Source organism: Halomicrococcus pelagicus, from assembly GCF_050954125.1.
Genome location: NZ_JBPBWC010000003.1, coordinates 87,597 through 112,996 on the forward strand (window position 1 = coordinate 87,597; position 25,400 = coordinate 112,996).

30 protein-coding genes are annotated in these 25,400 nt (G+C 68.5%); 9 read left to right on the forward strand and 21 right to left on the reverse strand.

Translation table 11 applies throughout. The features are described 5' to 3' along the window. Positions 1-4 precede the first annotated feature (4 nt). Together serA and ACRYA2_RS08040 are read right to left on the reverse strand one after the other, a co-directional pair. Complete coding sequence (gene serA, locus ACRYA2_RS08035; protein ID WP_433626264.1) at positions 5-1,591, reverse strand: phosphoglycerate dehydrogenase; 1,587 nt, start codon at positions 1,589-1,591, stop codon at positions 5-7. Between the two features lie 216 nt (positions 1,592-1,807). Next, complete coding sequence (locus tag ACRYA2_RS08040; RefSeq protein WP_433626266.1) at positions 1,808-2,554, reverse strand: hypothetical protein; 747 nt, start codon at positions 2,552-2,554, stop codon at positions 1,808-1,810. 186 nt (positions 2,555-2,740) lie between these two features. On the opposite strand from ACRYA2_RS08040, the gene ACRYA2_RS08045 reads away from it, so the two are divergent. Together ACRYA2_RS08045 and ACRYA2_RS08050 are read left to right on the forward strand one after the other, a co-directional pair. Further along, positions 2,741-3,421 carry an HAD family hydrolase gene (locus ACRYA2_RS08045; protein WP_433626269.1) on the forward strand — a complete coding sequence of 227 codons (681 nt, stop codon included), beginning with the start codon at positions 2,741-2,743 and terminating at the stop codon, positions 3,419-3,421. Positions 3,422-3,515: 94 nt separating this feature from the next. Further along, positions 3,516-4,064 (forward strand): Hsp20/alpha crystallin family protein, encoded by a 549-nt coding sequence (locus ACRYA2_RS08050; RefSeq protein ID WP_433626272.1) that lies wholly within the window; start codon positions 3,516-3,518, stop codon positions 4,062-4,064. A 63-nt stretch (positions 4,065-4,127) separates the two neighbouring features. On the opposite strand, the gene ACRYA2_RS08055 is transcribed toward ACRYA2_RS08050, so the two are convergent. From ACRYA2_RS08055 to ACRYA2_RS08135, 17 genes are all read right to left on the reverse strand, one after another. Then, entirely contained in the window at positions 4,128-5,207 is a 1,080-nt protein-coding gene (locus ACRYA2_RS08055; RefSeq protein WP_433626275.1) for a S1C family serine protease, read from the reverse strand. A 106-nt stretch (positions 5,208-5,313) separates the two neighbouring features. Then, the gene (locus tag ACRYA2_RS08060) at positions 5,314-6,258 is read right to left on the reverse strand and encodes a phosphotransferase family protein (protein ID WP_433626278.1); all 945 of its coding nucleotides are present in this window, start codon (positions 6,256-6,258) and stop codon (positions 5,314-5,316) included. Between the two features lie 206 nt (positions 6,259-6,464). Next, a complete protein-coding gene (locus ACRYA2_RS08065) occupies positions 6,465-7,628 on the reverse strand; it encodes an acyl-CoA dehydrogenase family protein (RefSeq protein ID WP_433626281.1) in 1,164 nt (387 codons plus the stop codon). Between the two features lie 114 nt (positions 7,629-7,742). After that, positions 7,743-8,987 carry a M24 family metallopeptidase gene (locus tag ACRYA2_RS08070; protein WP_433626283.1) on the reverse strand — a complete coding sequence of 415 codons (1,245 nt, stop codon included), beginning with the start codon at positions 8,985-8,987 and terminating at the stop codon, positions 7,743-7,745. 90 nt (positions 8,988-9,077) lie between these two features. Then, complete coding sequence (locus tag ACRYA2_RS08075; RefSeq protein ID WP_433626286.1) at positions 9,078-9,467, reverse strand: DUF7344 domain-containing protein; 390 nt, start codon at positions 9,465-9,467, stop codon at positions 9,078-9,080. Between the two features lie 256 nt (positions 9,468-9,723). After that, complete coding sequence (locus ACRYA2_RS08080) at positions 9,724-10,413, reverse strand: type 1 glutamine amidotransferase (RefSeq protein WP_433626289.1); 690 nt, start codon at positions 10,411-10,413, stop codon at positions 9,724-9,726. A gap of 56 nt (positions 10,414-10,469) precedes the next feature. Continuing rightward, a complete protein-coding gene (locus ACRYA2_RS08085) occupies positions 10,470-11,879 on the reverse strand; it encodes a class I adenylate-forming enzyme family protein (RefSeq protein WP_433626292.1) in 1,410 nt (469 codons plus the stop codon). A 78-nt stretch (positions 11,880-11,957) separates the two neighbouring features. Beyond that, on the reverse strand, positions 11,958-13,886 hold the full coding sequence (locus ACRYA2_RS08090; protein WP_433626294.1) for a S9 family peptidase: 1,929 nt from the start codon (positions 13,884-13,886) through the stop codon (positions 11,958-11,960). 350 nt (positions 13,887-14,236) lie between these two features. Further along, positions 14,237-15,811 (reverse strand): bifunctional N(6)-L-threonylcarbamoyladenine synthase/serine/threonine protein kinase, encoded by a 1,575-nt coding sequence (locus ACRYA2_RS08095; protein ID WP_433626297.1) that lies wholly within the window; start codon positions 15,809-15,811, stop codon positions 14,237-14,239. 9 nt (positions 15,812-15,820) lie between these two features. After that, positions 15,821-15,955 (reverse strand): 30S ribosomal protein S27ae, encoded by a 135-nt coding sequence (locus ACRYA2_RS08100; RefSeq protein ID WP_113274743.1) that lies wholly within the window; start codon positions 15,953-15,955, stop codon positions 15,821-15,823. Continuing rightward, positions 15,955-16,290, reverse strand: a complete 336-nt coding sequence (locus tag ACRYA2_RS08105; protein WP_433626301.1) for a 30S ribosomal protein S24e — start codon at positions 16,288-16,290, stop codon at positions 15,955-15,957. The genes ACRYA2_RS08100 and ACRYA2_RS08105 overlap by 1 nt, the downstream gene beginning before the upstream one ends. 145 nt (positions 16,291-16,435) lie before the next feature. After that, a complete protein-coding gene (locus tag ACRYA2_RS08110; protein ID WP_433626304.1) occupies positions 16,436-17,083 on the reverse strand; it encodes a DUF7504 family protein in 648 nt (215 codons plus the stop codon). A gap of 274 nt (positions 17,084-17,357) precedes the next feature. Then, positions 17,358-17,864 carry a GTP-dependent dephospho-CoA kinase family protein gene (locus ACRYA2_RS08115; RefSeq protein WP_433627091.1) on the reverse strand — a complete coding sequence of 169 codons (507 nt, stop codon included), beginning with the start codon at positions 17,862-17,864 and terminating at the stop codon, positions 17,358-17,360. A 76-nt stretch (positions 17,865-17,940) separates the two neighbouring features. Beyond that, positions 17,941-18,138 carry a transcription elongation factor subunit Spt4 gene (spt4, locus tag ACRYA2_RS08120; RefSeq protein WP_113274746.1) on the reverse strand — a complete coding sequence of 66 codons (198 nt, stop codon included), beginning with the start codon at positions 18,136-18,138 and terminating at the stop codon, positions 17,941-17,943. A 2-nt stretch (positions 18,139-18,140) separates the two neighbouring features. Next, positions 18,141-18,713, reverse strand: a complete 573-nt coding sequence (locus ACRYA2_RS08125; protein ID WP_113274747.1) for a DNA-directed RNA polymerase — start codon at positions 18,711-18,713, stop codon at positions 18,141-18,143. A gap of 1 nt (position 18,714) precedes the next feature. Then, entirely contained in the window at positions 18,715-19,089 is a 375-nt protein-coding gene (locus ACRYA2_RS08130) for a DUF188 domain-containing protein (protein WP_433626309.1), read from the reverse strand. After that, positions 19,090-20,322, reverse strand: a complete 1,233-nt coding sequence (locus tag ACRYA2_RS08135) for a translation initiation factor IF-2 subunit gamma (RefSeq protein WP_433626311.1) — start codon at positions 20,320-20,322, stop codon at positions 19,090-19,092. A gap of 148 nt (positions 20,323-20,470) precedes the next feature. On the opposite strand from ACRYA2_RS08135, the gene ACRYA2_RS08140 reads away from it, so the two are divergent. Next, positions 20,471-21,397, forward strand: a complete 927-nt coding sequence (locus ACRYA2_RS08140) for a DUF7351 domain-containing protein (RefSeq protein ID WP_433626314.1) — start codon at positions 20,471-20,473, stop codon at positions 21,395-21,397. 20 nt (positions 21,398-21,417) lie between these two features. Here the strand turns inward: ACRYA2_RS08140 and ACRYA2_RS08145 are convergent, their stop codons facing one another. Beyond that, a complete protein-coding gene (locus tag ACRYA2_RS08145) occupies positions 21,418-21,552 on the reverse strand; it encodes a hypothetical protein (RefSeq protein ID WP_433626317.1) in 135 nt (44 codons plus the stop codon). A 139-nt stretch (positions 21,553-21,691) separates the two neighbouring features. Here ACRYA2_RS08145 and ACRYA2_RS08150 point away from each other — a divergent pair, with 139 nt between their 5' ends. The 6 genes from ACRYA2_RS08150 to ACRYA2_RS08175 all read left to right on the forward strand — a co-directional run bounded on the left by ACRYA2_RS08150 (position 21,692) and on the right by ACRYA2_RS08175 (position 25,122). Then, entirely contained in the window at positions 21,692-21,880 is a 189-nt protein-coding gene (locus ACRYA2_RS08150) for a hypothetical protein (RefSeq protein WP_433626320.1), read from the forward strand. A 119-nt stretch (positions 21,881-21,999) separates the two neighbouring features. Continuing rightward, on the forward strand, positions 22,000-22,956 hold the full coding sequence (locus tag ACRYA2_RS08155; protein ID WP_433626323.1) for a DUF5787 family protein: 957 nt from the start codon (positions 22,000-22,002) through the stop codon (positions 22,954-22,956). A 69-nt stretch (positions 22,957-23,025) separates the two neighbouring features. Further along, positions 23,026-23,247, forward strand: coding sequence for a UPF0175 family protein (locus ACRYA2_RS08160; protein ID WP_433626326.1), 222 nt, complete (start codon positions 23,026-23,028; stop codon positions 23,245-23,247). A gap of 136 nt (positions 23,248-23,383) precedes the next feature. Beyond that, positions 23,384-23,527: a hypothetical protein gene (locus ACRYA2_RS08165; RefSeq protein ID WP_433626328.1), complete on the forward strand. Its 144-nt coding sequence runs from the start codon at positions 23,384-23,386 to the stop codon at positions 23,525-23,527. A gap of 90 nt (positions 23,528-23,617) precedes the next feature. After that, complete coding sequence (gene thyA / locus ACRYA2_RS08170; RefSeq protein WP_433626331.1) at positions 23,618-24,610, forward strand: thymidylate synthase; 993 nt, start codon at positions 23,618-23,620, stop codon at positions 24,608-24,610. Further along, complete coding sequence (locus tag ACRYA2_RS08175; RefSeq protein ID WP_433626334.1) at positions 24,610-25,122, forward strand: dihydrofolate reductase; 513 nt, start codon at positions 24,610-24,612, stop codon at positions 25,120-25,122. The genes thyA and ACRYA2_RS08175 overlap by 1 nt, the downstream gene beginning before the upstream one ends. On the opposite strand, the gene ACRYA2_RS08180 is transcribed toward ACRYA2_RS08175, so the two are convergent. Continuing rightward, a complete protein-coding gene (locus tag ACRYA2_RS08180; RefSeq protein ID WP_433626337.1) occupies positions 25,119-25,379 on the reverse strand; it encodes a hypothetical protein in 261 nt (86 codons plus the stop codon). The genes ACRYA2_RS08175 and ACRYA2_RS08180 overlap by 4 nt on opposite strands. Between the last annotated feature and the right edge of the window lie 21 nt (positions 25,380-25,400).

The window sequence follows — 25,400 nt, forward strand, 5'->3', positions numbered from 1 at the left end:
GCGGCTACTCGGTGCCGTTCAGCTGGATGTAACGAACTTCTATCATGCGCTCGTCGGCTTCCAGGGCTTCTTTCGCCTCGTCGGTGAGCGCGTCGTCCAGATTGTAGACGGAGAGCGCCTCGCCGCCGATGGTGCCGCGGGCGTTGAACATCCCCGCGATGTTGACGCCGTGCTCGCCGAGAACGGTGCCGACGAACCCGATGACGCCGGGTTCGTCGCGGTTGCGCGCGACGACCATGTGGCCGTGCGGGATGGCGTCGACGCGGTAGCCGTCGATGCGGACGATGCGCGGGTCGTCGCCCGCGAACAGCGTCCCTTCGACGGTTATCTCCTCGTCCTTGCCGGCGACGGTGACCGCGACCAGGCTCTGGAAGTCCTCGGCCTGGCGGGTCTTGCTCTCGGTGACCTCGACGCCGCGCTCCTCCGCTATCTGGGGCGCGTTGACGGCGTTGACCTGCCACTCCAGCGGTTCGAAGACGCCCTTCTGGGCGCTCGCCGTGACGAGTTCCACGTCCTCCTCGGCGATGTCGCCCTCGTAACTCACCTCGACGCGCTCGATGCGCTCGTCCAGCAGTTGCGTGGCTATCTTGCCGGCGGTCTCGCCGATGGCGATGTACGGCTCGACGCGCGGGAACGCGCTCTTCTCGATGGACGGCGCGTTCAGCGCGTTCATCACCGGTTCCTCGTCGAAGGCGGCGAGCACCTGGTCGGCGGTGCTGGTGGCGACGTTCTCCTGGGCGGCCTCGGTGCTCGCGCCGAGGTGCGGCGTGACGACCACGTCTTCGACGTCGAGCAGCGGGTTGTCCGGGGAGACGGGTTCGTCGGCGAACACGTCCACCGCAGCGCCCGCGAGGACGCCGTCTTCGACGGCGTCGGCGAGCGCCTGCTCGTCGACGACCCCGCCGCGCGCGCAGTTGACGACGTATCCGCCCTCGAGCTGCGCGAGCTCCTCGTCGCCGATGAGTCCCTCCGTCTCGGGGGTCAGCGGCGTGTGGACGGTGAGGAAGTCGGCGCGAGCGAGGCAGCCGTCTAGGTCGACGAGTTCCGCGCCGAGCTGGGCGGCGCGCTCCTCGCTGATGTAGGGGTCGTAGGCGACGAGGTCCATCCCGAGGCCGTCGAGCTTGCGTGCGACCTCCTGGCCGACCCGACCGAGGCCGAGGATGCCGAGCGTCTTGCCGTTCAGTTCGGTGCCGAGGTAGTCGCCTTTCGCCCACTCGCCGTTCCGGAGGCGGGCGTGGGCCTGCGGGATGGAGCGCGCGACCGCGAACGCCATGGCGACGGTGTGCTCGGCGGCGGCGCGGACGTTGCCCTGGGGCGCGTTGGCGACGATGACGCCGTGTTCGGTGGCGGCGTCGATGTCGATGTTGTCGACGCCGATGCCGGCGCGGCCGACGATGACGAGGTCGGACGCGGCTTCGAACACCTCGCGCGAGACGTCGGTCCCGGAGCGGACGACGAGCGCGTTCGCGTCCGAGACGGCGTTCAGGAGCGCATCACCCTCGACGTCGTAGGCGGTCTCAACGTCGTGGCCCGCCTCGCGGAACCGTTCGAGGCCCGCGTCGGCGATAGGGTCCGTTACGAGTACCTTCATAGCAAGATAGGACGTTCTCATCGGGATAACCCTTTCTCTGTCTGCGAACCTTGCCAATATATTTCTACAATTAAAATGGGGAAATTTTCTGGGCGGAGCTGTCTGACGTTCGTGCGGGTGAGAAGAGCGGGGTCCGAACTCCACCCCGCGCCAGCCAGCGGCGGTGCGCGGATGGACCCGGCGAACCGGGAGGGCGACGACCGCGAGCGTTCGACGTTACGCCTCGGGGGCGAAGTTCCGCACGACGTAGACGGCACCGGCCGAGAGTACGGCGACCACGACGCCGACGAGGGCGGCGTTGAGCAGCAGATTGCTCACGGCGAGCTTCGTCCCGCCGACGAGGATGGCCGATGGGATACCCTCGACGGCACCCATGCCGGCGCTGGTGGTCATCTGCGCTTCGGTGCTGAGCTGCTGGGCCTGGCTGGAGAGCTCGGGGCTCGGGACGGGCTCTATCTGGGTCGAGGCAAGGAAGCCCACCAGCGTCACCAGCACGAACGAGCCGACGGCGGAACTCGCGGCGGCGTTGACGTACGCCTCGCGGTCCTCGACGTCGAGGGTGGTGCCGACGTACGTGCCGGTGAGGACGCCGAGCAGGGCCGCGAGCAGCGGCGCACCGTTGATAGCCTGCGACGCCAGCCGGTTCATGTGCATCTGGCTAAGTATCGCGCCGAGGTTCTCGACGTTGTCCTCCAGCACGTTCGACACCGTGCCGCTGAGGTCGGGCTGGAGCACCGCACCGCCGAGGAGGCCGACGGCGACGAGACTCAACCCGACGGCGAGTCCGACGATGGCGTACGTTCCGGTGAAGAACTTCAGGTACTCCTTCGTGCGCGGCTTCGTCAACAGCTGCCCGAGCGACTCCTGCTGCGGATGTGCGCCGGGTTGCGGTTGTGGTTGCGCCGGGGTCTGCCCCTGCGTCTGTACGTTCGCTTGTTGGCCGCTGTCTGACTGTCCTGACATCAGACACCAAATACGAACGATAGGTTTTATAATTTTGCTTATTGGCAGGGTGGCGGATAGCTTTTCGTTTCTTTACTGCCAAACAAGGTTAAATTCCAATGGGTCCGCATCCCGTTCCGACCGAACGGACGACTATCTGCCGGGAACACCCTCTTTTAACCCGGCCGACGACGAACGCGGGAGTGAATGAAGGTAGTCGCGTTCGACTTCGACGGCACGCTCTCGGACTCGGAGATGACGGTCCTGCTCGGCGAGCGCCAGGGGACCGTCGAGCGACGGTCGACGGACGGCCGCGCGGAGAGCGTCGACGTCGCCGAGGAGATGGCCGCCATCACCGCGCGGGCGATGAACGACGAGATCAGTTACGCGCGGAGTCTGCGGGACCGCGCCGCCCTGCTGGAGGGGCTCTCGCTGGAGGCGGCCGAGGAAGCCTACGGCGACGTGACCCTGCGGCCGGGCGCGGCCGACCTGCTCGACGCGCTCGCGGAGAAGGGAACGTACGTTGCCATCCTCACCGGTGGCTTCGAGGACGGCGTCCGCGCGGCCCTCGAACGCGAGGGCGTCGCCGTCGACGAGATAGTCGCCAACCGCCTGCCGGACGACGGCGAGGCGCTGACCGGCGAGGTGGAGGGTTCGCTCATCGAGGGAACGAAGGACGAGGCGCTGGAGCGACTCGCCGCGGAGAACGACGCCGACATGGTGAACACCGTGGTGGTCGGTGACGGTGCGAACGACCTGCCGATGCTCGAGGTCGCCGGTCTGTCGGTCGGCTTCGAGCCCAAGCCGGCGGTCGAACCGGCCTGCGACGTGGTCGTCTCGGACATGGTGGAACTGCGCGAGGTGCTGGAACGAAAGAACGCTATCTGACGGCGATTCCCGGCAGAGGGGCTGCCGACCGTGATATCACGCTTCTCGCTATCTTTATCTACTCTCGGAGCGTCTGAATTATCGGTGGATTTCGATGGAACGTTACACCCTCTTCGAGGAGATGGACCGGATGTTCGACCAGATGCGCTCGCAGATGTGGCTGCTGAGCGGCGCGGACGTGCGCGGGCACGGCGACGCCGGCGGACGGACCCCGGACGTACCGGAGACGCGACGTTCCGGCGACGTGACCGTCGAGACGACCGACGAGGCGGACGTCGAGCGTCGTGACGGGTCGACTGCGCCCGCGACCCGCGAGTACGATAGCGCCGCGACCGGCAGCGAGCAGTGGGGCACTCGCCTCGTCGAGCGCGACGGCGAGTTCGTCCTGGTCGCGGACCTCCCCGGCTTCGAGACGGACGACATCGAACTGACGTTCGCGGACGGCACCCTCGCCGTCGCGGCGAGTCACGAAGACGGCGAGGAGTCGTTCGCCCGTTCGCGCGAGGCGTCCGAGCGCGTCTCGATTCCGAAGGACGTCGACGCCGACGCCATCACCGCCAGCTACCGCAACGGCGTGCTGGAGGTCCGTCTTCCCCTCCTCGCCGACGAGGACGCCGTCCGCCGCATCGAGATAGACAGCTGAACGCTCCGTTCGGTCGCGAGCGCGTGACGCCTCGGGCCGGACGACGTGACCCGGACGGTCGCGTCACTGGTCCGGCGGCGAACGTCTTCCGAGCGTCACTCGGACCTGCTGGCGCTCGCCGTTCCGGACGACGGTCATCGCCACCGTCTCGCCGGGCCGCGACTCCGCGAGGACGCTGGAGAGGTCCTCGGCGGACTGGACCGGCTGGCCGTCGACGCGGACGATGACGTCACCGCCGACCGGTACCTCCACGCCCTCGACGGTTCGGGTGCGCTGGCTGCCCTGCAGGACGCCGCTCGCGGGGCTGTTCGCCAGTACGTCGACGACGAGCACGCCCTGCGCGCGTTCGAGGCCGTTCGCCTCCGCGACGACCGGCGACAGCTCCGTCGAACTGATGCCGAGAAACGCGTGACTGTAGCTCCCGTTCTCGACGAGCGAGGGGACCACCCGGCGTATCACCTCTGCCGGGATGGCGAACCCGAGGTTCTCGCTGGCCCGGATGCCGGCGGTGTTGACGCCGACGACTTCGCCGGCGCAGTTGACCAGCGGACCGCCGCTGTTACCGGGGTTGATCGGTGCGTCGGTCTGGATGACGTCCGGGATGGAGAACCCCTGCTGGCTGGGAATCGTCCGGTTGAGTCCGCTGACGATGCCCCGGGTGATGGTTCCCTGGAGGCCGAGCGGGCTCCCGAGCGCGGCGACCGGTGCTCCGGGTTCGGCCTGGCCGTCCGCCACCGGCAGCGGCGCGGCGTACCCCGGAACGTTCCGGACGCGCAGTACCGCGAGGTCGCTGTACGGGTCGGTGCCGACGACGGTCGCCGTCCGCCACTCGCCGCGGTCGAACTGTAGCTCCACGTTCGTCGCGTTGGCGACGACGTGCTGGTTCGTGACGACCAGGTTGTCGTCGTAGAGGAACCCCGACCCCAGGCCGGCCTGGCCGTCCTCGGTGGTGACCCGTACCGAGACGACCGAGTCGATGGCCCGGTCGTACAGTTGCGTGAAGTTACACTGTCGGCCCTGCTGCTGTTCCTGTTGGCCCGACGCCCGGTCGTCCTGTTGGCCGACGGACGCCGTCGCTGCCACCCCTCCCGCGCTCGCGGTCACCAGCGCGACCACGAGTATCGTGACGAGTCGATTTTGCATCCCGGACCTCCCACGACGCCGCGAGCAATGAAAGCCGCGGCCCACGAGTTGGGTATCGGCGAGCGGCGTGCCGCGACGCCGCGGTCTCCGGCCGCCGCTTCGACCACTATTCCCGGAACGACTCGACGGCGTCGCGGACGTACTCGGCCATCCGCTCGGCGCGGCGCTCGGCCTCCTCGCCCGTGACGTTCCCCTGCAGGAACAGCGACCGGATGTACGACACAGTGTTGACGAGTCGGTAGACGTCGCCTCGCTCGTCGAAGCCGTCCGGAAGCGGCCGCACCGACTCGTAGCCGGTGCGGAACGCCGACTCGGCGCGCTCGCCCTCGTTACTGCGTAGCGGAATCGCCGTCCGCCAGTAGTCGTGTTCGCCGGGACCGGCGAGCGCGTGCTCGAAGTCGATGACGCAGGTCACGTCCCCGCCGTCGGTCCCGACGTGGTCCGGCAGGTAGTTGCCGTGACAGAGGACGGGGTCGCCCGCCCCGGCGAGCAGTCCGGGACGGTCCCGGACGAACGCCAGCGCGTCGGCCGCCACGTCCGCGTACTCCCGTCCCCGGTCGTGGGTCGCCAGGAACGCCTGCCGGTCGGCCAGGAACGCACAGACCGCCTCGTGCCACGTCTCGCGGGCGTCGAGAGCGAGTTCGCCGCCCGCCGACTCGAAGAAGCCGGGGGCGTCGACGGTGGTCTCCTCGTGGAGCGTCGCCAGTCCTGCGCCCATCGTCCGGGCGCGCGCCTCGTCGACCTCTCCGGTCTCCTGCGGTGCGTCGTCGCACCACGCCGTGACGAAGTGGTCGGCACCCGCGGCGAGGACCCGGGGGACGGAAATCGACGTCTCCCGTCCGACGTGCCGCAGGATTTCGGCTTCGGTCGCCGGGTCGCCCTCGTCGCTCGTCGCTAGCTTGCAGACGGCGCGCCGCCCGTTGAGCGTGACCTCGTAGGTGACGTGGGGCGGTACCTCGTGGAGGGGGCCGCGAACCTCGTACTCGTCGGCGTGCGATGCCAGTCGCTCGCGTACGTCTCGTTTGCGTACGTCTCGTTCGTCCTCGTACATGGTTGGTTCGCCGCGTGACGGGCGGCGACCGGCCGGAGCGCATCGACCCTCGAGCGCGGGTGCTGCGGCTCCGGCCGAGAAGATAGACGGCTCACTCTTCTCCGCTTTCCGTCATAAATCTTCGGTCGTGGGTGAGCCCCGGAAAACGCTGTTCGTACGCCGCGATGCCGGTCGATGACCGCGATTACCGCGTCATCGCGACGGGACTACTCGTAAGCGGCAATCCCGGTCAGATCCTCTCCCAGCACCAGGGTGTGGATGTCGTGGGTACCCTCGTAGGTGTAGACGGTCTCCATGTTGGCCATGTGGCGCATCGGGGGGTAGTCGGTGGTGATGCCGTTACCGCCGAGCATCTCGCGGGCGACGCGGGCCTGGTCGCGGGCCATCCGGACGTTGTTGCGCTTGGCCATCGAGACGTGCTGGGGGCGCATGTCGCCGCGCTCTTTCAGTTCCGCGAGCCGGTGGGCGAGCAACTGGGCGGTCGTTATCTGGGTTGCCATCTCCGCGAGCTTCTCCTGCTGGAGCTGGAACCGCGCGATGGGGCCGCCGAACTGCTCGCGGTCGGTGGCGTAGTCGCGGGCCGTCTCGAAGCAGTCCCGGGCCGCGCCGACCGCGCCCCACGCGATGCCGTAGCGGGCCTGCGTGAGACACGACAGCGGCCCCTTCATCCCCTCGACGTCCGGCAGGACGTTCTCCTTCGGAATTCGGACGTTCTGGAGGCCGATTTCGCCCGTGACGGAGGCCCGCAGCGAGAGCTTCTCCTTGATCTCGTTGGTCGTCACGCCGTCGCGGTCGGTCTCGACGAGGAAGCCCCGGACGGGGTCGTCCTCGGCGGAGTGGTCGCGTGCCCAGACGACCGCCACGTCCGAGATGGGCGAGTTGGTGATCCACGTCTTCGAGCCGTTCAGCACGTACTCGTCGCCCTCTCTCTCGGCGCGAGTCTCCATCCCCGTGGGGTTCGAACCGTGTTCGGGTTCGGTCAGGCCGAAACAGCCCACCGCCTCGCCCGTGCCGAGGTCCGGCAGCCAGCGCTCTTTCTGCTCCTCGGAGCCGTAGGCGTAGATGGGGTACATCACGAGCGCACCCTGCACGCTGGCCATCGAACGCAGACCGGAGTCGCACGCCTCCAGTTCCTGCATCAGCAGGCCGTATGCTGTCTCGCTGACTCCGGGCAGGCCGTACCCCTCCAGGTTCGGCGCGTAGAAGCCGAGTTCGCCCATCTCTGGGATGACCTCGGTCGGGAAGGTGCCCTCCTCGAAGTGTTCGCCGACGTTCGGCTTGACGTTCTCCTCGACGAACTCCCGGGCGGTGTCCCGTATCATCCGCTCCTCCTCGTCGAGGTCGGCCTCCAGTGAGACGTAGTCCAGCATGGTTGTCCCTGTGGGACCGGACGTGAAAAACGCTCCTACTCGACGACCCAACACCTTCTGGTTCCGGCGACGGTCGTCGATTTACGCGTCGGTCGAGCGGCGAACGTTCGTCGGTCACTGAGTCGTGACGTCGGGGCCGCGACCCGTCTCCCGTCGCTCCAGATCGCTCGACGGCCGCCAGCACCGCGGATAGTCGGTCAGGTTCTCGTACCCCGATTCGGTGACGACGACGAGATCCTCGATGCGTACCCCGCCACGGTCGGGGTCGTAGACGCCCGGTTCGACCGTCACCACGTTGCCCGCTTCGAGTTCGGCGTCGCTCGACAGCGAAGGCGCTTCGTGCAGCGAGCGGCCGACGCCGTGGCCCGTGCCGTGGTACATGCCGACCTCGACAGCGCCGGAGTCGAAGCCGTGGTCGCCGAGCACGTCGGTCGCGCGCTCGTGGACGGCGCTCGCCCGTGTGCCGGCACCGCCGTCGAGCACGGCGAACGCGGCGTCCTGGGCGTCACAGACCGCGTCGTAGGCCGCCTGCTCCCACTCGCCGAGCGGACCGACGACGAACGTCCGCGTGCAATCGCCGTAGTAGCCCGCCGGGCCGCGCGGCGAGAGGTCGAGGAGGACGGTCTCGCCCGGCCGTATCTCGGCGTCGCCGGTGAAGTGGAGGTCGGCGCAGGTCGGCCCCGCGCCGACGACGGTGTTCCCCGCGCTCCGGACGCCACTGCCGGCGAGGACGGCGTTCACCTCGCGCCGGAGTCGCTCGGTCGTCAGCGGTTCGCCGTCCCGGAACACTTCTTCGGTTCCCGGCGTCGCGTCGGCGAGCACCGCCTCGGCGCGGGCCATCCCGCGCCGGGCTGCCGCCTGGACCGCCGCGATGCGGTCGCGCTCGGCCTCGGTCTTTCGCGCCCGGCCGAAGTCGGCGTCCGTGGTGGCGACGGCGAACGTCTCGGCGAGCGTCGAGACGGCATCGTACGGGGCGCTTCCGGGGACGAGCAGTCGCTCCACGCCGTCGAACTCCTGCAGGGTCTCGGTCGCTCGCTCGGCGGCGGTCGTGCCGTCCTGGCCCGCGGCGGTCCGTACGTCGCCCGGGAACTCCCGGCGCGCCTGCTCGGCGAAGAGGCGCGGCGCACAGAGCACCGCCCGGCCGTCGGCGTAGACGACGGCGTAGTCGCGGTCGGGGCCGGAGAATCGCGTGAGATGCCGGAGCAGGTCGTCGAACCGGTCGCCGACGTGGACGAAGGCGTCTGCCGCCCGGGCGTCGAGTCGGGTTTCGACGGCGCTGCGGACTCGCTCGAACGCCGCGTCGGAGTCGCTCGCGCCGGATGCGTCCGCTCGGAACGAGCGGCGTCGGTCGTCGCTCATGGCGTCACCACTCGTCGGTCGGTGATGAGCGTTCGCATACCGGGAGAACGCTCCGGAAAACATCGGCGTCGAACGAGCAGCAGTCTCCGGTCAGTCCTCGAACGACACGGCGTCGTCCCGCGTTATCGCGATGTCGAGGTAGGCCTCGGCCTGCTCGGCGTGAACGCCCTGGTCGACCAGGTCGCGGTCGTCGTCGTACTGGACGAGACCCGCCATCGCGAGCTTCGGCAACTGGGTGTGCCGCAGGGACGTGCGGACGTTCTGGAGGTGCTCGTTCGAGACGAGGTCGATAGCCTTGTCGGTCTCCCACGCCGCGACCGACTCGACGAGTTCGGCGGCCGTCACCGGCGTCTCGTTGTGGCGAAGGTAGTGGAGGACGTATCGACTACGTCGGGACGCGAGTGCATCGAAGAGGGCGTCTTGCGAGAGTGACGGCACGTTGGAGTCCGGTCCTGCCGGAGCCGACGTGCCCTGTGTCAAGCTTTCCTCCCTGTCCGTCGACTGGTTTCCCATATCAATAGGGAAAGTCGCGTTCAAGGGTGACTTTGGTGGCTAACTATTCATGCCGTTTATATCTTCGGCGAGCACCGAACCGACCGAACCGCAGTACTGCGGAGGGGCGCCGTCCGCGCCGGGGAAAACGGTGGAGATTCGACGAAAGTGGACCGACGCCACGAGCGAACGGCGGGCGAGGCGGGAACCGACCCTGGGCGGCGAGCCGAACGCTCGGTCGCTCTCACGCCGGAACCTCCCGCACGTCCCGGACGTAGTCGAGGAAGTTCTCGAAGACGAGTTTCGCCTCGCAAGCCGCGTCGTGGTTCTCGTCGGTGATGCCGTCGAGGACGCGCCGGATGCGGTCGTCCGGCAGGTCCTTGCCCCGGGTGACCTCCTCGGCGGTGGCCGTGTCGTACTCGGGGTGGAACTGGACGCCGAAGACGTCGCCCTTTCGGAAGCCGTGGTTGCCGTACTCGTTCTCGGCGATGGACTCCGCGTCGGGCGGCAGTTCGGCCACCTCGTCGGAGTGGGTCGTGAACGCGACGAAGCGCTCGTCGACGCCCTCGAACAGGGGCGAGTCGCCCGAGTGCCGTATCTCGCGGTAGCCGATCTCGTACTCGCCCATGTCCCGGACTTCGCCCCCGAGCACGTCTGCGAGCAACTGGTGGCCGTAACAGACGCCCAGCATCGGCATTCCGGTCTCGACGGCCTGCTCGACCCACTCTTTCACCTGCGATATCCACGGCTCGTCCCAGTAGACGGACGAGCGCGACCCGGAGACGACCGCACCGTCGAACTCGAAGTCGCCGGGGAGATGGCCAGACGTCACGTCGAACTCGACGAGGTCGGCGTCGAGTTCCCGACGGAAGTTCCGTCGCGTGTTCTCGCCCTCGTGAGCGGCGTTCAAGAACGCTATTCGGAGACGGCTCATCGTAGGAAAAGACTCAGTCCGGAGACAAGTGGGTTTCGCTCCCGGGAATCCTGCCGCTACTCCTCGTCGGTCTCGAACTGCCGCCGCAGCTTCGCCCGGTCGAGTTCCCCGGTCGGACGCCGCGGGAGCGCCCCGACCACCTCGACGGCCCGGGGCACCTCGTGGGACGCCAGTCGCTCCTCGGCGAACTCCCGGAGCGCGCCGGGGGCCACGTCGCCGACGACGACCGCCTTCGGCGCGGGACCCCCGGTCTCGTCCGCGGACTCGACGACGCCCGCCGCGACGACGCCCGGCGCGGTTTCGAGCACGGCCTCGACTATCCGCGGGTGGACGTGCTCGCCCGCGTGCTCGAACCGCTCGCCGACGCGCCCGACGAGCGCGTACGCGCCGTCCTCGCGCCGGAACAGGTCGCCCGTCGGCACCCACCCGTCGGACGGCGCGCCGTCGAGGTCCCCCCGGGCCGTCGTCGGTCCCCGGACTTCGAGTTCGCCGACGGTCGCGTCGCCCGTCTCGGCCCGCTCCTCGACCTCGGTCTCCGCGAGTCGCAGTTCGACGCCGGGGAACGGTCGACTCGCGGCGTCGGGGTCCTCGGCGGTGCCCCGGAGGACGTTGACGCCGACCTCGGGTCGGCCGTAGGCGCGCACGAGCGGCAGCGGGAACGCCTCGCGAACGTCCGCCGGAACCCGGGCGCGAGTCGCCAGCCAGTCCACCGACGACCAGTCCGTCTCCGCTGCCCCCTCGTCGGCCAGTTCGCGGAACTCCGTCGGTCCCCCGGTGGCGCAGGTGACGCCGTGGCGCTCGACGGCCACCGCCACGTCCTCGGGGTCGAACGCTCGCTGGACGACGACGCACCCCCCGACCGTGAGTAGGGGGAGCACGAACCTGAGCAGGCCGTCGGCGTCCGAGAGCGGCAGCAGCGTCGCGGTGCAGTCGTGCCGGCCCAGGCCCCACCCTGCTGTCGCCGCCGCGCAGTTCGCCGCGACGGTGCGCGCCGGCAGGTCGACGACGCGGCCGCCCTCCTCGTCGCCGACGTGCAGGTAGAGCAGCGAGTCGTCGGGAGCGGGCGGGGTCGCTTCGCGGGGGTCCGTGTCGACGTGGCGGAGTTCCCCGAACGAGCGCGTCCGGTCGAACCCCCGAACGAGGTCGCGCTGCGCCGACTCGTGGACGACGACCGCGGGGTCGATTCGTTCGACCGGTGCCGTCACCGTCGCGGGGGTCAGCCGGTGCGGCACGGGCGCGAACGCCGCACCGAGGCGGCGGGCCGCGAACAGCAGCGTGAGAACCTCGACGCGGTTGCGCGAGACGACCGCGACGGCGTCGCCCGCCCCGACGCCGAGCGCCGCGAGTCGCCCCGCGGTCTCCTCGGCGCGGGCGGCCAGTTCGGCGTACGACGCGTACTCGTCGTCGTCGACGACCGCCGTCCTATCCCCCCAGAGGTCGCCCAGTCGCGCGATTGACAGCGACATACTCGACCTGGGACGGGAGAACGGTTAGTAGTTCCGCGGGGTGCGGGCGGTGCTCCGCGCCCGGGCCGGACGCCCCGTCTACAGCCGCCGCTCGATGTAGTCGACGAGGATTCGGTACTGGCGGATGCGTCGCTCGGTGTCGGTGGAGCCGTGACCCTCCTCACCGAGTTCGTGGTACTCGAAGTTGCCGTCCTCGCCCTCCGTCCACCCCATGTCCTCCAGGGCGTCCCGGAAGAGACGGGCCTGGGAGACGGGACAGCGCGGGTCGTTGACCCCGTGGAGGATGCCGATGGGGCGCTCCATGTTCTCGACGTGGGTGACGGGCGAGCGCTCGCGGTAGAAGTCGGCGTTCGCCTCCGGGTCGCCCAGATGCTGTTCCAGCGTGGTCTTGAAGTGCGGCATCGACTCCTCGTAGAGCCGCCGGAGGTCGGTCATGCCGACGATGGCGACGCCGGTCGCCCACAGCTCCGGGTACGTCGTGAGCTGGCAGTAGGTCGAGTAGCCGCCGTACGAGCCGCCGAAGACGGCCACGCGGTCGTCGTCGACCCACTCGCGGCCTTTCAGCCAGCGGCCGGCCTCGGCGACGTCACCCTGCTCGTCGCCGCCCCAGTCGCCGTGAACCGCGTTCTTGAACTCCCGGCCCTTGCCCGTCGAGCCGCGGTAGTTGGGTGCGAAGACGGAGTACCCCTGCGCGACGAGATACTGGACGAACGGGTCGAACCGACGGAGCGTCTGGGCGTGCGGTCCGCCGTGGACCATCACGAGCGCGGGCGAGGGACGCTCGCCGGAGTCGTACAGCAGTCCGTCTATCTCCATCGAGTCGTGCGACTCGTAGGTGACGTACTCGGCGTCCGCGAACGCGGCGGGGTCGACGTCGCCGTACTCGGCTTCGATGAGAGATTCGTGGTCGCCGCTCGCGAGGTCGTAGGCCACGAGTCGCTGGCGGTCGGTGGCGGTGCCGAAGGAGGTCACCACGTGCCCGTCGTCGGTGACGACCCGGGAGGTCCCGGTGCCGACCGGCGCGGCGACGCCCTCGGGGAGGTCGAACTCCTCGCCGTCGCCGTCGGGGTCGTCGTAGCGGACGGGCAGTATCGCACACTCGCGGGTCCGCATCGCCAGCACGTCGCCGTCCGGCGTGAACCGGACCGCGTACTCCTCGTGGTCGCCGGGGCCGTACCACGTGACCTCGTCGCGTCGGAGGTCGTACACCCCGACGCGCCCGAGGTCAGCGCTGTTGTCGTCGACCAGCAGGCGGTCGCCGCGCCAGTCGCTCATCCCGGCTTCGGCACCGGTCTCGCCGACGTTCAGGTTCCGGGGGTTCGAGCCATCGGCGTCCGCGACGTAGACGTCCCGGTTCTCCAGGTCGTCGGCCTCGTTCGTCCGGTAGGCGATTCGCTCGCCGTCGGGGCCGTAGATGGCGTCCCAGACGGGCCGGTCGTAGTCGGTCAGTTGCTCGCTCTCGTCGCGTTCGAGGTCGTAGCGGTAGAGGTTCTTCTGCTCGCCGGCGGTGCTGGTGAACAGCAGGTAGCGGCCGCCCGGGTCCACGTCCTCCAGCACGCACTGGCCCTCGTGGGTGACCAGCGGTTCGCGCTCGCCGTCGAGCGTCATCGCGTGGATATCGTTCTGTTCGTCGCCGTCGTCGTCCTCGTGGAAGAAGATACGCTCTTCGTCTCGGCTCCAGGCCAGCGGGTAGCGCGCGTCGCGCGGGACGTTGCCGTCGCTTATCCGCTCGCGCTCGCCGGTCCGCAGGTCCTGGACGTACAGTTCCACGCGGCCGGTCTCGTCGTAGTAGAAGGCGATGCGCTCGCCGTCGGGCGAGACGACGGGATTGTAGTAGTCGGGCAGTCGGATGAGGTCTTCGAGCGGGAACGCCGCGCCCGCTCGCGCGTCGTCGTTCGGAGCGCCCTGCGAACGGTCGGCGTCTCCCGTCCGTCGGTCGCGGGAGTCGTCCGTCGGGGGGTCGGTGGAGCCGTCCGTCGAACCGTCTCGTGGTGTTTCGTCTGTCATGGTGAGATGTCGTCCTGTCGAGTGGTCGGATGGCGATACGCCGTCGTCCTCGGCACGCCCACGCCTCGCGGGACCGACCGTCGAGCGTGCTCTCGGCCCGGGTCCCGGGGTCACGTCGTCCGTCGTCCGTCGTCCGTCGCGCGTCGCCGGTCGCCGTCGGTCCGGGTGCGAGTCGTCCGTAGAGCGTCCGGACCTCGCCAGCGACGGAGCAGGAGCTATGCGGAACTGATAGAAAAAGACACTGATTTTATTTCTAACTATTCTACTCATAAATATTCGAGGGCTGGATAATAAAGACTTCGGTGAATGCGGCCTGCCGGTCCGCTGGCCAGGGGACCCGCGGACGACGCCTACTGGTATCGTCCGCGCCCCTCGACTTCGCGGAGTCGGTCGAGCACCGACTCGTCGCCCGCGTCGCGGTAGGCGTCCTCGAACGCCGTCTGCAACGCCGCCGCGTCGTCCGCGGTCCCGGCCAGGCTCTGTCCGAACACGTGCAGGTCCATCGCGTAGTCCTCCACGTCGTCGGTGTAGTAGCCGAGGCCGAAGTCGATGAAGAAGGTCCGCTCCGCGCCGACGCGGACGTTCCGGGTCGTCGGGTCGCCGTGGACCAGTCCGGCACCGTGCATCGCCGCGAGGTGACGACCCGCGTCGCGCACTCGCGAGGGGGTCAGCGTCTCGCGGAGGTCGGCGTCGCCCACGCGCTCGAACTCTAGGACGGCCTCCCGGCGGTCCACGTCGTAGACGACCGGCGTCGGCACACCCGCGCGGCGCGCGTCGCTCGTCAGGCGCGCTTCGAGCACCGTCCGCTCGCGTCGGAGGCGTTCGTCCAGTTCGGGATGCCGATAGGACTTCGGCAGGCGACGCTTCACGACGCGGTCCTCGCCGATTTCGACGGTCGCCTCCGCGCCGCGAACCTCGTCTTCCTCGTCTATCCGCGGTACCGCGGACTCCGCGTCGTCTCGCCATGTAACGTCGACCTGGTCCGGCCGGAAGTTCGGATTCACGCCCGACTCCTCGACCGCGAGCGTGTCGCCCGCCGCCAGCATCTCCGCGCCCAGCACCGCTATCATCCCGGCGTTGTCCCGGAGGAAGCGCGGTTCCGGTGCGAAGAAGTCCGCACCGCGCTGCTCGCACATCTCCTCGAGCATCTCGCGGAGGCGGGCGTTCTGCCCGACGCCGCCGCCGAGCACGAGTTCGTCCCGGCCGGTCAGCGACAGGGCGCGCTCTGCGACCTCGGTGAGCATGGCGAAGACGTTCTCCTGGAGCGAGAAGCAGACGTCCTCGACGGGCGTGCCGTCGTCGTAGGCGTCCTTGGCGGCGCTCATGATGCCCGAGAAGGAGAAATCCATCCCCTTGACGACGTACGGCAACTCGACGTACTCGCCGTCGCTCGCCGCCGCCTCCACCTTCGGCCCGCCGGGATGGGTCCAGCCGACGTGCCGGGTGAACTTGTCGATGGCGTTGCCGACGCCGGTGTCCATCGTCTCCCCGAGTACGCGATAGCGGCCATTGCGGTAGCCGAGCACGTGCGCGTTTGCGCCGCTTGCGTTCAGGCAGACGGGCGATTCGAACCCCGAGCGCTGGCGACCGATCTCCAGGTGGGCGACCATGTGGTTGACGCCGACGAGCGGCACGTCGAGCGTCTGCGCCAGTGCTCGCGCCGCCGTCCCGACGATGCGCAGGCAGGGACCGAGGCCGGGGCCGCGCGAGAACGCCACCGCCTCGATGGGTTCGTCGGCCCGGTCCAGCGCCGTCTCGACGACCCGGGGGATGGCGTCGCCCATGTGCTCCGCGGCCTCGCGCGGATGGATGCCGCCGCTGTCCGGTTGGTAGGCGTCGGTCTCGATAGAAACCGCGTTCGTTTCACGCGTGAAGACGGCCGCGCTGGCCGCCCACGCCGTCCCTTCGATGCCGAGTACGGCCATCCCGCGTCGCTACTTCCACTCGGTGTAGCTGCACTTGCCGCAGTGGAGACGGTCGCCGTGGTCCGCGAGGAAGGTGTCCCCACAGCGCGGGCACTGCTGGCTCTCCGTCGAACCGTCGTCGCCGTAGAGCTCGTGGCGCGCCATTATTCGGCCTCCTCCGCCTCGGTCTCGCCCTCGGCGTCGGCGTCGGCGTCGGCGTCGGCGGTGATCTTGTTGCGTTCGAGCATGTGGTCCTGCTCGACGTCACGGGCGTGTTCGGGACTGTCGTACACTTTCGCGTAGCCGACCGTCTTGCGCATCCCGAACTTCGTGTTCATCTCGTGAACGACGACCTCGTCGGCGTCCTTGTCGAGTTTCGCCGCGAGGCTGTCGCGAACCGACAGCCGTGACGGGGTCGCGTCGTCGTGAACGATCTGGAACCGCACTTCGGACCGGTGGAGCATGGGATTTTGCTCCTCCGAGAGGATTTCGACTTCCATGTGTAACACTCAGTTGTACACTGTTTCTCCCCGAAGCGTGTAAAAGGATTTCGAAGTGAGCGATTATGACGGTGAGACGCGCGAACGCCCGCGCTTCTCGCCGGTCCGGCCGCGGCGGGAATTTTACAGCTGGGAGTGACGGAAACTATACGGGCAACCACGGCGACGTCAGGTCCCGCCCCGTGAAGTGCCACCGTTCCTGGCCGCCGTCGGCGGCCCGGTACTCGATGACGGCGTCGAACAGCGACGCGAACGCCTCGACCGTCTCGTGGTCGCGCTCGTAGGGGAGGACGAAGTGGCCCATCCCGTTCGCGCCCCGGACCTGGCCGGTCACGATGCCGAGAAACTGGCGGACGACCCTGCGGTCGTACCGGTCCATCAGCGCCGAAAGCGAGTCGAGACAGACGCGCAGTTCGCCCGGTTCCAGTCCGCCGCTCTCGGTGTCGAACGACGTTACCGCCTCCGAGATGGCCGATCCGAGTTCGGCGAGGCCGTTGTCGACGTGGCGTCCGGGAATCTCCGGGTCGACGCTTCGCGGTTCGTCGCCGTACGTGACGAACCGGACGGTCTCCACCGCGTCGGCGGTCGGCAGGCGACCGCCGGACGAGCGGGCCGACCCGGCGAGCACCAACAGTCGGTAGCGGCGCTCGCTCGCGTCTCCCAGTAGCTTCCGGCTGGCCGCCGTCAGCACGGGGTCGGGAACGGTTCCGACGAGCAACAGGTTACAGCCCCGGCGCTTGAGGCGCTGGAGGGTCCGCGTGAACTCCGCCTCGACGCTCAAGTCGTCGCCCATCGTCGCATGCTGACATCTCTTGAGCTATAAATTTTTCTAGTCTTCGGCAGCGGATTTACTCGGTATCGTATTCTATCGGCCGTTCGGTGACAATCTCTCGAATCCTCGTGTCCGGCGGGGGCCTGGCGGGTGCGCACCCACGAGTCGGGGCCGACGCCAGCGAGCGAAGCGTTCCGCGAGCGAAAAGCCGGGACTGAAAAGCCGCGAGTGAAAATCGAACGTTCTCAGGACGGACTCGAGTACTCCGCGCAAGGGTCGAGTTCGAACTGCGTCGTCAGTCGGCGAGTACGTCGAAGAGTCGGTCGGGGTCGCCGTCCATCCGCGACAGTATGTCCCGCACCGCCGCGCGTGCGTCCTCGTCCACGCGAACGTGGACCATCCCCTCGTCCGGCTGGCCGTAGACGACGCTCGCCCCCTCGGGCACAGCCAGCACCGCGGGGAGCGCGGCGAGGTCCTCCTCGCCCGAGACGGCGATCACGGTCTTCTCCGGTGCGTCGACGGCGGCGACGAGCGCGTCGAGCAGGTCCGCGGTGAGCGTCCCGGCCGGGTTCGTGACCGTGACCCGGCGGGCGTCGTCGCTGACCGCCGCTTCGACTTCGGGAGCGACCGTCTCGCGCTTCGTCAGGCCGTCGACGAGCGCCACGTCCGGCGTGACGCCGGCGCGTTCGAGGTGGTAGGTGACCACGTCGCCGACTGCGACGAGCGGGTCGCCAGCGTCCGCGAGCAGTCGCTCGGCGTCCGTGACGACGGGACCCAGCGGCTCCTTCAGTTCGGTGCGCATCGCCTCGGGGAGCGAGACGACGACGTCGCTTCCGGCGCCGTCGCTCCCGTCGGCGGACCGTGGTTCGTCGGTCACGTTACCGGACCTTCAGCGCGTAGCTGCCCGCTTCCGTGACCTCCATCTCCTCGGCGATCTCGCTCTCCTCGGGGTGCGCGATGACGACGTACCCGCTCCAGTCCTCGGTGAGACTGCTCGACCCGCAGATGGGACACAGCTCCTCGTCGGGTTCGACGACGGCGTGACACTCCCGGCAGGCGAGTCGGTCGCTGGCCATCGTCACTCACCTTCCGTGGTCGCCTGACGTTTCTGGCGGTCCTCTTCCAGCCAGCCGTGCTTGCCGAGTCCGACCTGCTTCGCGGTGAGACCGATCTTGCTCTCGCGCGGATTGCGCTCGTCGATGCTCTTGGTGACGATGCGCGCCCGGACGCTGTCGCCGACGCCGAGCGTGCGGTTCGACTCCCGGGAGGCGAGCTGCTGGTTCTCCTCGTCGAACGCCAGGTACTCGTCGGAGATCTGGGAGACGTGCAACAGGCCGTCGACGGGGCCGATACCGACGAACGCCCCGAAGTTGACGACCTCGACGACCTCGCCGTCGACGACTTCCTGCATCTGGGGGTCGAACGTGACCGCGTCGAACTCGGCCTCGTAGTAGACGCCGGGCCGGTTCGGCAGCACCGCGCCTTGCCCGATGTCGTGGACCTTGGTGACGCTGACGACGCTCCCCACGTCCTCGTCCATCCTGCCTTCGAGTTTGTCCTGCAGTAGCCGCTGCACCAGTTCCGGCGACACGTCCGCGAGGAACTGGGGGGGCACCTCGACCGTATCTTTCAATCTAACCCGTTTGTACATGCTAAGGTTTGCTAACTGCGAGTTTGTTCTGGGCCCTTATATGAATTACCGGAACGCCGGCGTCGAGCAGGCGTTCCCGCAAGGGCGCGTCGTTCGTGACGACGTAGTCGAACCGTGGACCGAGTTCGACCAGCGCGTCGTCGGCGTACGATACCTCGTGGTCGACGGTTCGACACCGCGTCGCCAGGTCCGCGCCCACGCTCGCCGCGGTGGCCTCCTCGCCGCCGCCTTGCGAGAGCGAGTCGAGTTCCTCGACCACGGCGCGGGGGACCACGCAGTCGTAGTCGCCCACCACGCGGTCGAGTTCGTCGAACAGCCTGACACCGGCTTCGACCGGCATCATGAGGGCGCTGGTGTCCATGGCGACGACCGTCATCTAGTCTTTGAGGGTACCGATGCCGATGAGTCGCCACCGAGCGCCGATGCGGCGGTTGATGGCGATTTTCGCTCCCTCGGGCGCACAGACGGGGCGCTTGAGCGCGACCTCGCACTCGCCCTCGCGCGCGCTGGTGACCGACCCGACGGTCGTCGCGGTGCCGACGGTCAGCATCAGCGGTTCGCCGGTCGATATCTCGTCGACGTCCTCGTCGTCGAGACCGACGAGGCGGTCGAGGAGGTCCACTTCCATCGTGAACTGCCGCCACGTCGGCGGCAACGTCCCGGGCGGGCCGGCGACCTGGCCGGCCAGCGCGTCGCCCTTCGTGAGGCTCGGGTCCAGTCCGGTACCGACGCCGAGCAGACCGCCCGGCGTCACCTCGTCGACGGTCTCGCCGCCCGCCTGGAGCGAGCGCACCTCGGTCTGGATGGGTTCCCAGTCCGTCTGGCCGCCCTCCTCGACCTCGCGGCCGGGGCGCAGTTCGAGTTCGTCGCCCGACTTCAAGTTCCCCTGAACGAGGCTCCCCCCGAGAACGCCGCCCATCAGGCTGTCCCAGGTGGTGCCGGGACGGTTGATGTCGAAGCTCCGGGCCACGTACATCTGCGGGTCGGCGTCCGGGTCGCGGTCAGGCGTCGGAATCTCCTCCTCGACCGCCTGCATCAGGAGGTCGACGTTGACCTCCTGCTGGGCGCTGATGGGGACGATGGGGGCGTCTTCGGCAACGGTCCCCTCGACGAACTCCTGAATCTGTTCGTAGTTCTGACGGGCCTGGTCGCGGTTGACCAGGTCTATCTTGTTCTGGGCGATGACGATATTGTCGATGCCGATGATGTCGAGCGCCATCAGGTGCTCTTCGGTCTGGGCCTGCGGGACGGGTTCGCTGGCGCTCACGACGAGCACCGCGCCGTCCATGATGGCCGCTCCCGACAGCATCGTCGCCATTAGCGTCTCGTGACCGGGCGCGTCGACGAACGAGACGGTGCGAATCGGCTCGCTCTGGGAGCCGTCCGGGCACGTCTCGTCGACGGTGTAGCAGTCCGGTTCGTCCAGGTCGGGACAGCGTCGGAACGTGGCGTCGGCGTATCCGAGGCGGATAGAGATCCCCCGCTTCATCTCCTCGGAGTGTTGGTCGGTCCATTCGCCAGAGAGCGCCTGAACCAGCGTCGTCTTTCCGTGGTCGACGTGGCCGACGAGTCCGATGTTCACCTCCGGTTGGTTGTGGTTTTCAGTCAACGTTTACCTCCTGAGAGTAATTTGGTGTAGATTCGCCCCGAACGACTGATAAACCTGCTGTTCTAGAACGGACGCTGCCAAATGACAGATGTAGAACCAAAACGAAATACACGGAAGGTTTTAGCCGCCCCTCGTAGATAGTTGACATATGAGCAGCGAAACTGGCGAATCGAGCTTTCAGGACTGCGAGGACTGCCTGGCTCCGGCGGAGGCGTTCTCCGTCATCGCCAACGAGACTCGGCTCTCCATCCTCGAAGCCCTCTGGCAGTCGCCCGAGCGGCCGGTCAGCTTCTCGGAGCTTCGCAAGGAGGTCGAGATGCGCGACAGCGCGCAGTTCAACTACCACCTCCAGCAGCTGACCGACCACTTCGTCGTCCAGACCGACGCGGGCTACGACTTCCGGCAGGCCGGCAAGAAGGTCGTCCGGGCCGTTCTCGCCGGGTCGTTCAACGAGCGCCCCCAGGTGAAACCCATCGAGTTGAGCGAGACGTGCGTCGACTGCGGGGCACCGCTCCGGGCCGACTACCACGACGAGATGCTCGGCATCGAATGTCCCGACTGCGGGAAGCCCCACGGGCGCTATCCGTTCCCGCCGGGCGGCCTGAACGACCGCACCGACGACGAGGTGATGGACGCGTTCAACCAGCGCGTGCGCCACCTCCACTGCCTCGCGGCCGACGGCGTCTGCCCCGAGTGCAACGGGAAGATGGGAACGACGATAACCCGGGACACCGAGGATCTGCTCGGACTCGAAGTCCGCGTTGACCACCGCTGCCAGCAGTGTCACCACCAGCTGTACTCCGCGGTCGGACTCTCCCTGCTAGACCAGTCCGAGGTCGTCACCTTCCACCGCGACCACGGCATCGACCTCTGTACGAAACCGTACTGGGACCTCGCGTGGTGCGTCAGCGACGAGTACACGACCGTACTCTCGACCGACCCCTGGAAGATACGGGTGACGATTCCGCTGGACGACGAGGAACTGCGTGTCACCCTCGACGGCGACCTCGCGGTGCTCGGTACGGAGCGCGTCGACGCGACGACCGCGCCGGACGCGAAACAGCCGGTTTCGTAGCTCGGTCGCTTCTCCGGGCCCTACCCCGGACGCTCGCGTCCCTGCTGAACGCGCTCCCGCTCGTCGGCGTCGTGCTCGTCGGAGTCGGTCCGACGTCTCACCGCACTCGCGCCGAGGGGTGCCATCGCCGTGCCCGTCGCCTGGATGACGAGCATCGCCGCCGCCGCTGCGCTTCCGTTCGTCGTCGTCCGGGCCGCGGTCCCACCCTCGAACGGTTCCAGTAGCGAGCGCCACGGTCGGTCCGGCGAAAACGCTTATCGAACTCCGCGCCGCTCTGTATCGTTGGGTGATACCATGTGTCATCCTCGGGACCACCGAAGTGAGGAGTACGAATCGACCAGAGAAACGGAGCGTGACCCGATTCCCGACTGGAAGCGCGAACGGTTCCCGGACGATGACCGGCGGGAGGACGAGGAGTGGGAGCGGCGGAAGCGCGACGGACTGATAGCGCGGGTGACTGCCAGCGTCGCCTCGCTGTTCTAGGGAGCGACGGGATCACGTCGGAATCGAGGAGGGACCGGACCGACCACCGACGGGCGTCGTCCTTCCTCGAACTCGTCGACAGCGAACGGCTTTTCTCGCGCGCGTTCGTGGTGGCAGTCGTGCGAGAGTACCCGTTCGAACTGGCGCTGTGCGCCCACCTCGAGGCGACGACCGACCGGGTCGTCGCCCGGCAGATCGGTGCGGGCGTCCACGCGCCCGGCAATCGGGTGCTCGACGTGGTCTGCGTCGAACCGGGACCGGAGTTCGAGGAGCGCGCGGCGCTGACGAGCGAGACCATCCCGCCCCTGGCCGTCGAGAGCGAGGCGGGCGTCGGCCGTGCGCGCCCCTGGCGCGACGCCGTCGGCGCCTCCGCCGACCACGCCCGGCGCGTCGTCGACCGGGCGGTCGAGGTCGGATTCTTCGAGCGCGAGCGCCAGCGCGGCCGCGAGTACGTCCGGCAGGTCGCGCGGTACCCCGACTGGGTCGGTCGCCTCGTCGGCGTCGAGAACAAGCCAGACCTCGGCGACCCCGGCGACCTCGAAACCCAGCTCCGGAAGGACGTGAGCCTCGCGCTCGTCGACGAGATCGTGCTGGCGACCGAGAGCTACGTCACCCGCGCGCACTGCAACCGCCTCCCCGACGAGGTCGGTATCTGGCGCTTCGACCCCGAGACGGGCGAGCGCGAGGTCGTCCGCGAGGCCGAACCGCTCGCGACCGACGAGGCGGGCGTCGAACTGCTCGACGTCCACCCCGGCCGCACGGATGTGCGCGTCGCCGGTGCCGACGCGAAGGCGAGACGACGCCGGCGGATGGCCGAGCGCGCCTACGGCAAGGGCTGGCGACCCGATGCCCTCCCCGCGTGCGCCGAGGCCGCGGCGCGCGACGGCGGCCTCCCGCACTGTCGCTGGAAGGGGACGGTCGTCGACCCCCGCGAGTGCGGCCCGGCGTGTCCGGGCCACGACCCGGCCGACCCACCCGAGTTCGACGCCGACGCCGAGCGCGACGACCGCTCGCCCTGGGTCGCCGACCCGGAGGGCCGCGCCCGGCGGCAGGCCGGCCTCGACCGGTTCGGGTAGCGCCGGCTGCCGCTACGAAGGGAACCGAAGGAATCTTGAAGTGTATTGCGCGGCTACTTAGATATGACAATGGCAGACGCCCGCACGAGAGGGGGGAGAGACGAACTGGCGACCGTCATCGGTCTGTACGCCCTCGGGGAGTTGACGCTGGGAGAGGCGGCGGACCGTCTAGACATCTCCCGGTACAAGATGCGGGACATTCTCCGTGAGTCGGGCGTCCAAGTGAGGCTTGGACCTGAATCTGCCGAAGATGCCCGAGACGACGCATCGAACGCCCTGGATTTTGAATAAATGCCGTCGGAAGAAGAGACTCAGGTCGTTCTCGACGCCACTGTTCTGTCAAATTTTGCGTATATAGGCGAGATAGATTTCCTCGCGTCGACGTTCAACAACCCTGTAACCGTGGCGCAGGTCGCCGAAGAACTCCGTGCTGGCGTTGATCGGTATCCTCGCCCGCGACGCGTTCTCGCTCGAACAGGCCGACGAATGGTTGACTACGTTGGTCGAAGATACTGGGTATTATTCGCCCGTCGAGAGTATCACGGAAGTCCTGCCGGACGACATGGAGTGACCGCCAGTCAGTGTAGTGTAACACGCGAACGCTCACCCGGGCCGACGGTGTATCCGATAACCCTTTTATCCACAGTGCGAACCGTCGCCTATGGAGCAGTATCTCGGACTCGTCGAGCGCATACTCCGGGACGGGACCTACAAGCCCAACCGGACCGGCGTCGACACCGTCTCGTCGTTCAGCCAGCACTACGAGGTGGACCTCCAGGAGGGCTTCCCCCTCCTGACGACGAAGCGGATGGACGGGTTCCGCTGGGACTCGATGATTCACGAACTGCTGTGGTATCTCTCCGGTGAGGAACACGTCCGGAACCTCCGCGAGAAGACCGGCATCTGGGACGAGTGGGCGGACGAGGAGGGCCACCTCGACACGGCCTACGGGCGTTTCTGGCGGCGCTTCCCCGTCCCCGAGGAGGGGTTGCCCGGCGAGTCGTGGCCCGAGGACGACCACCGCTGGCGGAACGACGACGGCACCTTCGACCAGATTCGGTACGCCGTCGACCAGTTGCGGGAGAACCCCCGCTCGCGGCGCATCGTCGTCAACGCCTGGCACCCCGCGAACGCGGCGGTCAGCACCCTGCCGCCCTGCCACTACACCTTCGTCTTCAACGTCCAGGGCGACCGGCTGAACCTCCACCTCACCCAGCGCTCGGGCGACGTGGCGCTCGGCATCCCGTTCAACGTCGCCGCGTACGCCCTCCTCGCCACCGTCGTCGCGCGCCAGACCGGCTTCGAGGTCGGCTCGTTCGCCCACACCGTCGTCGACGCACACGCCTACTGCGGCGAGGGCGAGCGCGGCGAGTGGTACCGCGACAACCTGCCCGAACTCCAGGAGCGCATCGCCGACGTCGAGTCCCGCGAGGAGTTCTCCGACGTGCGCGACTGGCTCGACGCCGAAGCGCCGGGCGACAACGACGACCGGATGGACCACGTGCCCGGCCTGCTCACCCAGCTCTCCCGCGAGCCGAAGTCCCGCCCCGCCATCGAGGTGGACGCCGGCTCGCTCGCCGACCTGGAGTACGAGGACGTTCGCCTCCGCGACTACGACGCCCACCCCGGCATCTCCTTCGGGGTCGCGGAGTGATGGACCACGTTCTCGTCGCCGCCGTCGCCGAGAACGGCGTCATCGGCCGCGACGGCGGGATGCCCTGGCACTATCCCGCCGACCTCGAACACTTCAAGGAGACGACCACGGGCCACCCCGTCGTCATGGGTCGAACGACGTACGAGAGCATCGCCACCGACCTCGGCGGCCCGCTCCCCGACCGGACGAACGTCGTCCTCTCGCGGAGCGACCCCGACCTGCCCGACGACGTGGTGGTCGTCGAGGGCGTCGACGCGGCCGTCGAGGCCGCCGAGCGCGCGGCCGAGGTGCGTGGCGTCGACGTCGCGTACGTCGTCGGCGGCGCGTCGGTGTACGAGCAGTTCCTCCCGCGCGCCGACGCGATGGTTCTCACCGAGATTCACGACGCCTACGAGGGCGACACACGCCTCCCCGGCTGGAGCGAGGACGACGGCTGGAACGCCGAGGGCTGGACGGAGGTCGAGCGCGACGACCGCGAGGAGCTGTCGTTCGTCCGGTACGAGCGCCCCTAGTTGGCGGCCTCGCGCCGTCCTCTCCCTACGTTTCGCCACGCCGCGACCGCGCCGATAGCGAGCGCGACGACGCCCGCGGCGAGCGCTATCGGCAACGCCGTCGTTCCCCTCGCGGGGTCGGCGTCGAGCGCGGACGAGAGCAGGAGCACCACTATCCAGCCGACGATGCTGAACACCCACACCTGCCGGTAGGAGACCGGCAGCCGACCGGTGGCATACGCTTTCTCCTCGGGTCGCGCGCCCCGGCGTGCACGCACCGACCGCCAAACTACAAGCCT

What these genes read in the sequence shown, in the direction of transcription:
- serA (WP_433626264.1), bottom strand. Translation starts at nt 1,591, where the DNA reads ATGAAGGTACTCGTAACGGACCCTATCGCCGACGCGGGCCTCGAACGG.
- ACRYA2_RS08040 (WP_433626266.1), bottom strand. Translation starts at nt 2,554, where the DNA reads ATGTCAGGACAGTCAGACAGCGGCCAACAAGCGAACGTACAGACGCAG.
- ACRYA2_RS08045 (WP_433626269.1), top strand. Translation starts at nt 2,741, where the DNA reads ATGAAGGTAGTCGCGTTCGACTTCGACGGCACGCTCTCGGACTCGGAG.
- ACRYA2_RS08050 (WP_433626272.1), top strand. Translation starts at nt 3,516, where the DNA reads ATGGAACGTTACACCCTCTTCGAGGAGATGGACCGGATGTTCGACCAG.
- ACRYA2_RS08055 (WP_433626275.1), bottom strand. Translation starts at nt 5,207, where the DNA reads ATGCAAAATCGACTCGTCACGATACTCGTGGTCGCGCTGGTGACCGCG.
- ACRYA2_RS08060 (WP_433626278.1), bottom strand. Translation starts at nt 6,258, where the DNA reads ATGTACGAGGACGAACGAGACGTACGCAAACGAGACGTACGCGAGCGA.
- ACRYA2_RS08065 (WP_433626281.1), bottom strand. Translation starts at nt 7,628, where the DNA reads ATGCTGGACTACGTCTCACTGGAGGCCGACCTCGACGAGGAGGAGCGG.
- ACRYA2_RS08070 (WP_433626283.1), bottom strand. Translation starts at nt 8,987, where the DNA reads ATGAGCGACGACCGACGCCGCTCGTTCCGAGCGGACGCATCCGGCGCG.
- ACRYA2_RS08080 (WP_433626289.1), bottom strand. Translation starts at nt 10,413, where the DNA reads ATGAGCCGTCTCCGAATAGCGTTCTTGAACGCCGCTCACGAGGGCGAG.
- ACRYA2_RS08085 (WP_433626292.1), bottom strand. Translation starts at nt 11,879, where the DNA reads ATGTCGCTGTCAATCGCGCGACTGGGCGACCTCTGGGGGGATAGGACG.
- ACRYA2_RS08090 (WP_433626294.1), bottom strand. Translation starts at nt 13,886, where the DNA reads ATGACAGACGAAACACCACGAGACGGTTCGACGGACGGCTCCACCGAC.
- ACRYA2_RS08095 (WP_433626297.1), bottom strand. Translation starts at nt 15,811, where the DNA reads ATGGCCGTACTCGGCATCGAAGGGACGGCGTGGGCGGCCAGCGCGGCC.
- ACRYA2_RS08100 (WP_113274743.1), bottom strand. Translation starts at nt 15,955, where the DNA reads ATGGCGCGCCACGAGCTCTACGGCGACGACGGTTCGACGGAGAGCCAG.
- ACRYA2_RS08105 (WP_433626301.1), bottom strand. Translation starts at nt 16,290, where the DNA reads ATGGAAGTCGAAATCCTCTCGGAGGAGCAAAATCCCATGCTCCACCGG.
- ACRYA2_RS08110 (WP_433626304.1), bottom strand. Translation starts at nt 17,083, where the DNA reads ATGGGCGACGACTTGAGCGTCGAGGCGGAGTTCACGCGGACCCTCCAG.
- ACRYA2_RS08115 (WP_433627091.1), bottom strand. Translation starts at nt 17,864, where the DNA reads ATGCGCACCGAACTGAAGGAGCCGCTGGGTCCCGTCGTCACGGACGCC.
- spt4 (WP_113274746.1), bottom strand. Translation starts at nt 18,138, where the DNA reads ATGGCCAGCGACCGACTCGCCTGCCGGGAGTGTCACGCCGTCGTCGAA.
- ACRYA2_RS08125 (WP_113274747.1), bottom strand. Translation starts at nt 18,713, where the DNA reads ATGTACAAACGGGTTAGATTGAAAGATACGGTCGAGGTGCCCCCCCAG.
- ACRYA2_RS08130 (WP_433626309.1), bottom strand. Translation starts at nt 19,089, where the DNA reads ATGACGGTCGTCGCCATGGACACCAGCGCCCTCATGATGCCGGTCGAA.
- ACRYA2_RS08140 (WP_433626314.1), top strand. Translation starts at nt 20,471, where the DNA reads ATGAGCAGCGAAACTGGCGAATCGAGCTTTCAGGACTGCGAGGACTGC.
- ACRYA2_RS08145 (WP_433626317.1), bottom strand. Translation starts at nt 21,552, where the DNA reads ATGCTCGTCATCCAGGCGACGGGCACGGCGATGGCACCCCTCGGCGCG.
- ACRYA2_RS08150 (WP_433626320.1), top strand. Translation starts at nt 21,692, where the DNA reads ATGTGTCATCCTCGGGACCACCGAAGTGAGGAGTACGAATCGACCAGA.
- ACRYA2_RS08160 (WP_433626326.1), top strand. Translation starts at nt 23,026, where the DNA reads ATGGCAGACGCCCGCACGAGAGGGGGGAGAGACGAACTGGCGACCGTC.
- thyA (WP_433626331.1), top strand. Translation starts at nt 23,618, where the DNA reads ATGGAGCAGTATCTCGGACTCGTCGAGCGCATACTCCGGGACGGGACC.
- ACRYA2_RS08175 (WP_433626334.1), top strand. Translation starts at nt 24,610, where the DNA reads ATGGACCACGTTCTCGTCGCCGCCGTCGCCGAGAACGGCGTCATCGGC.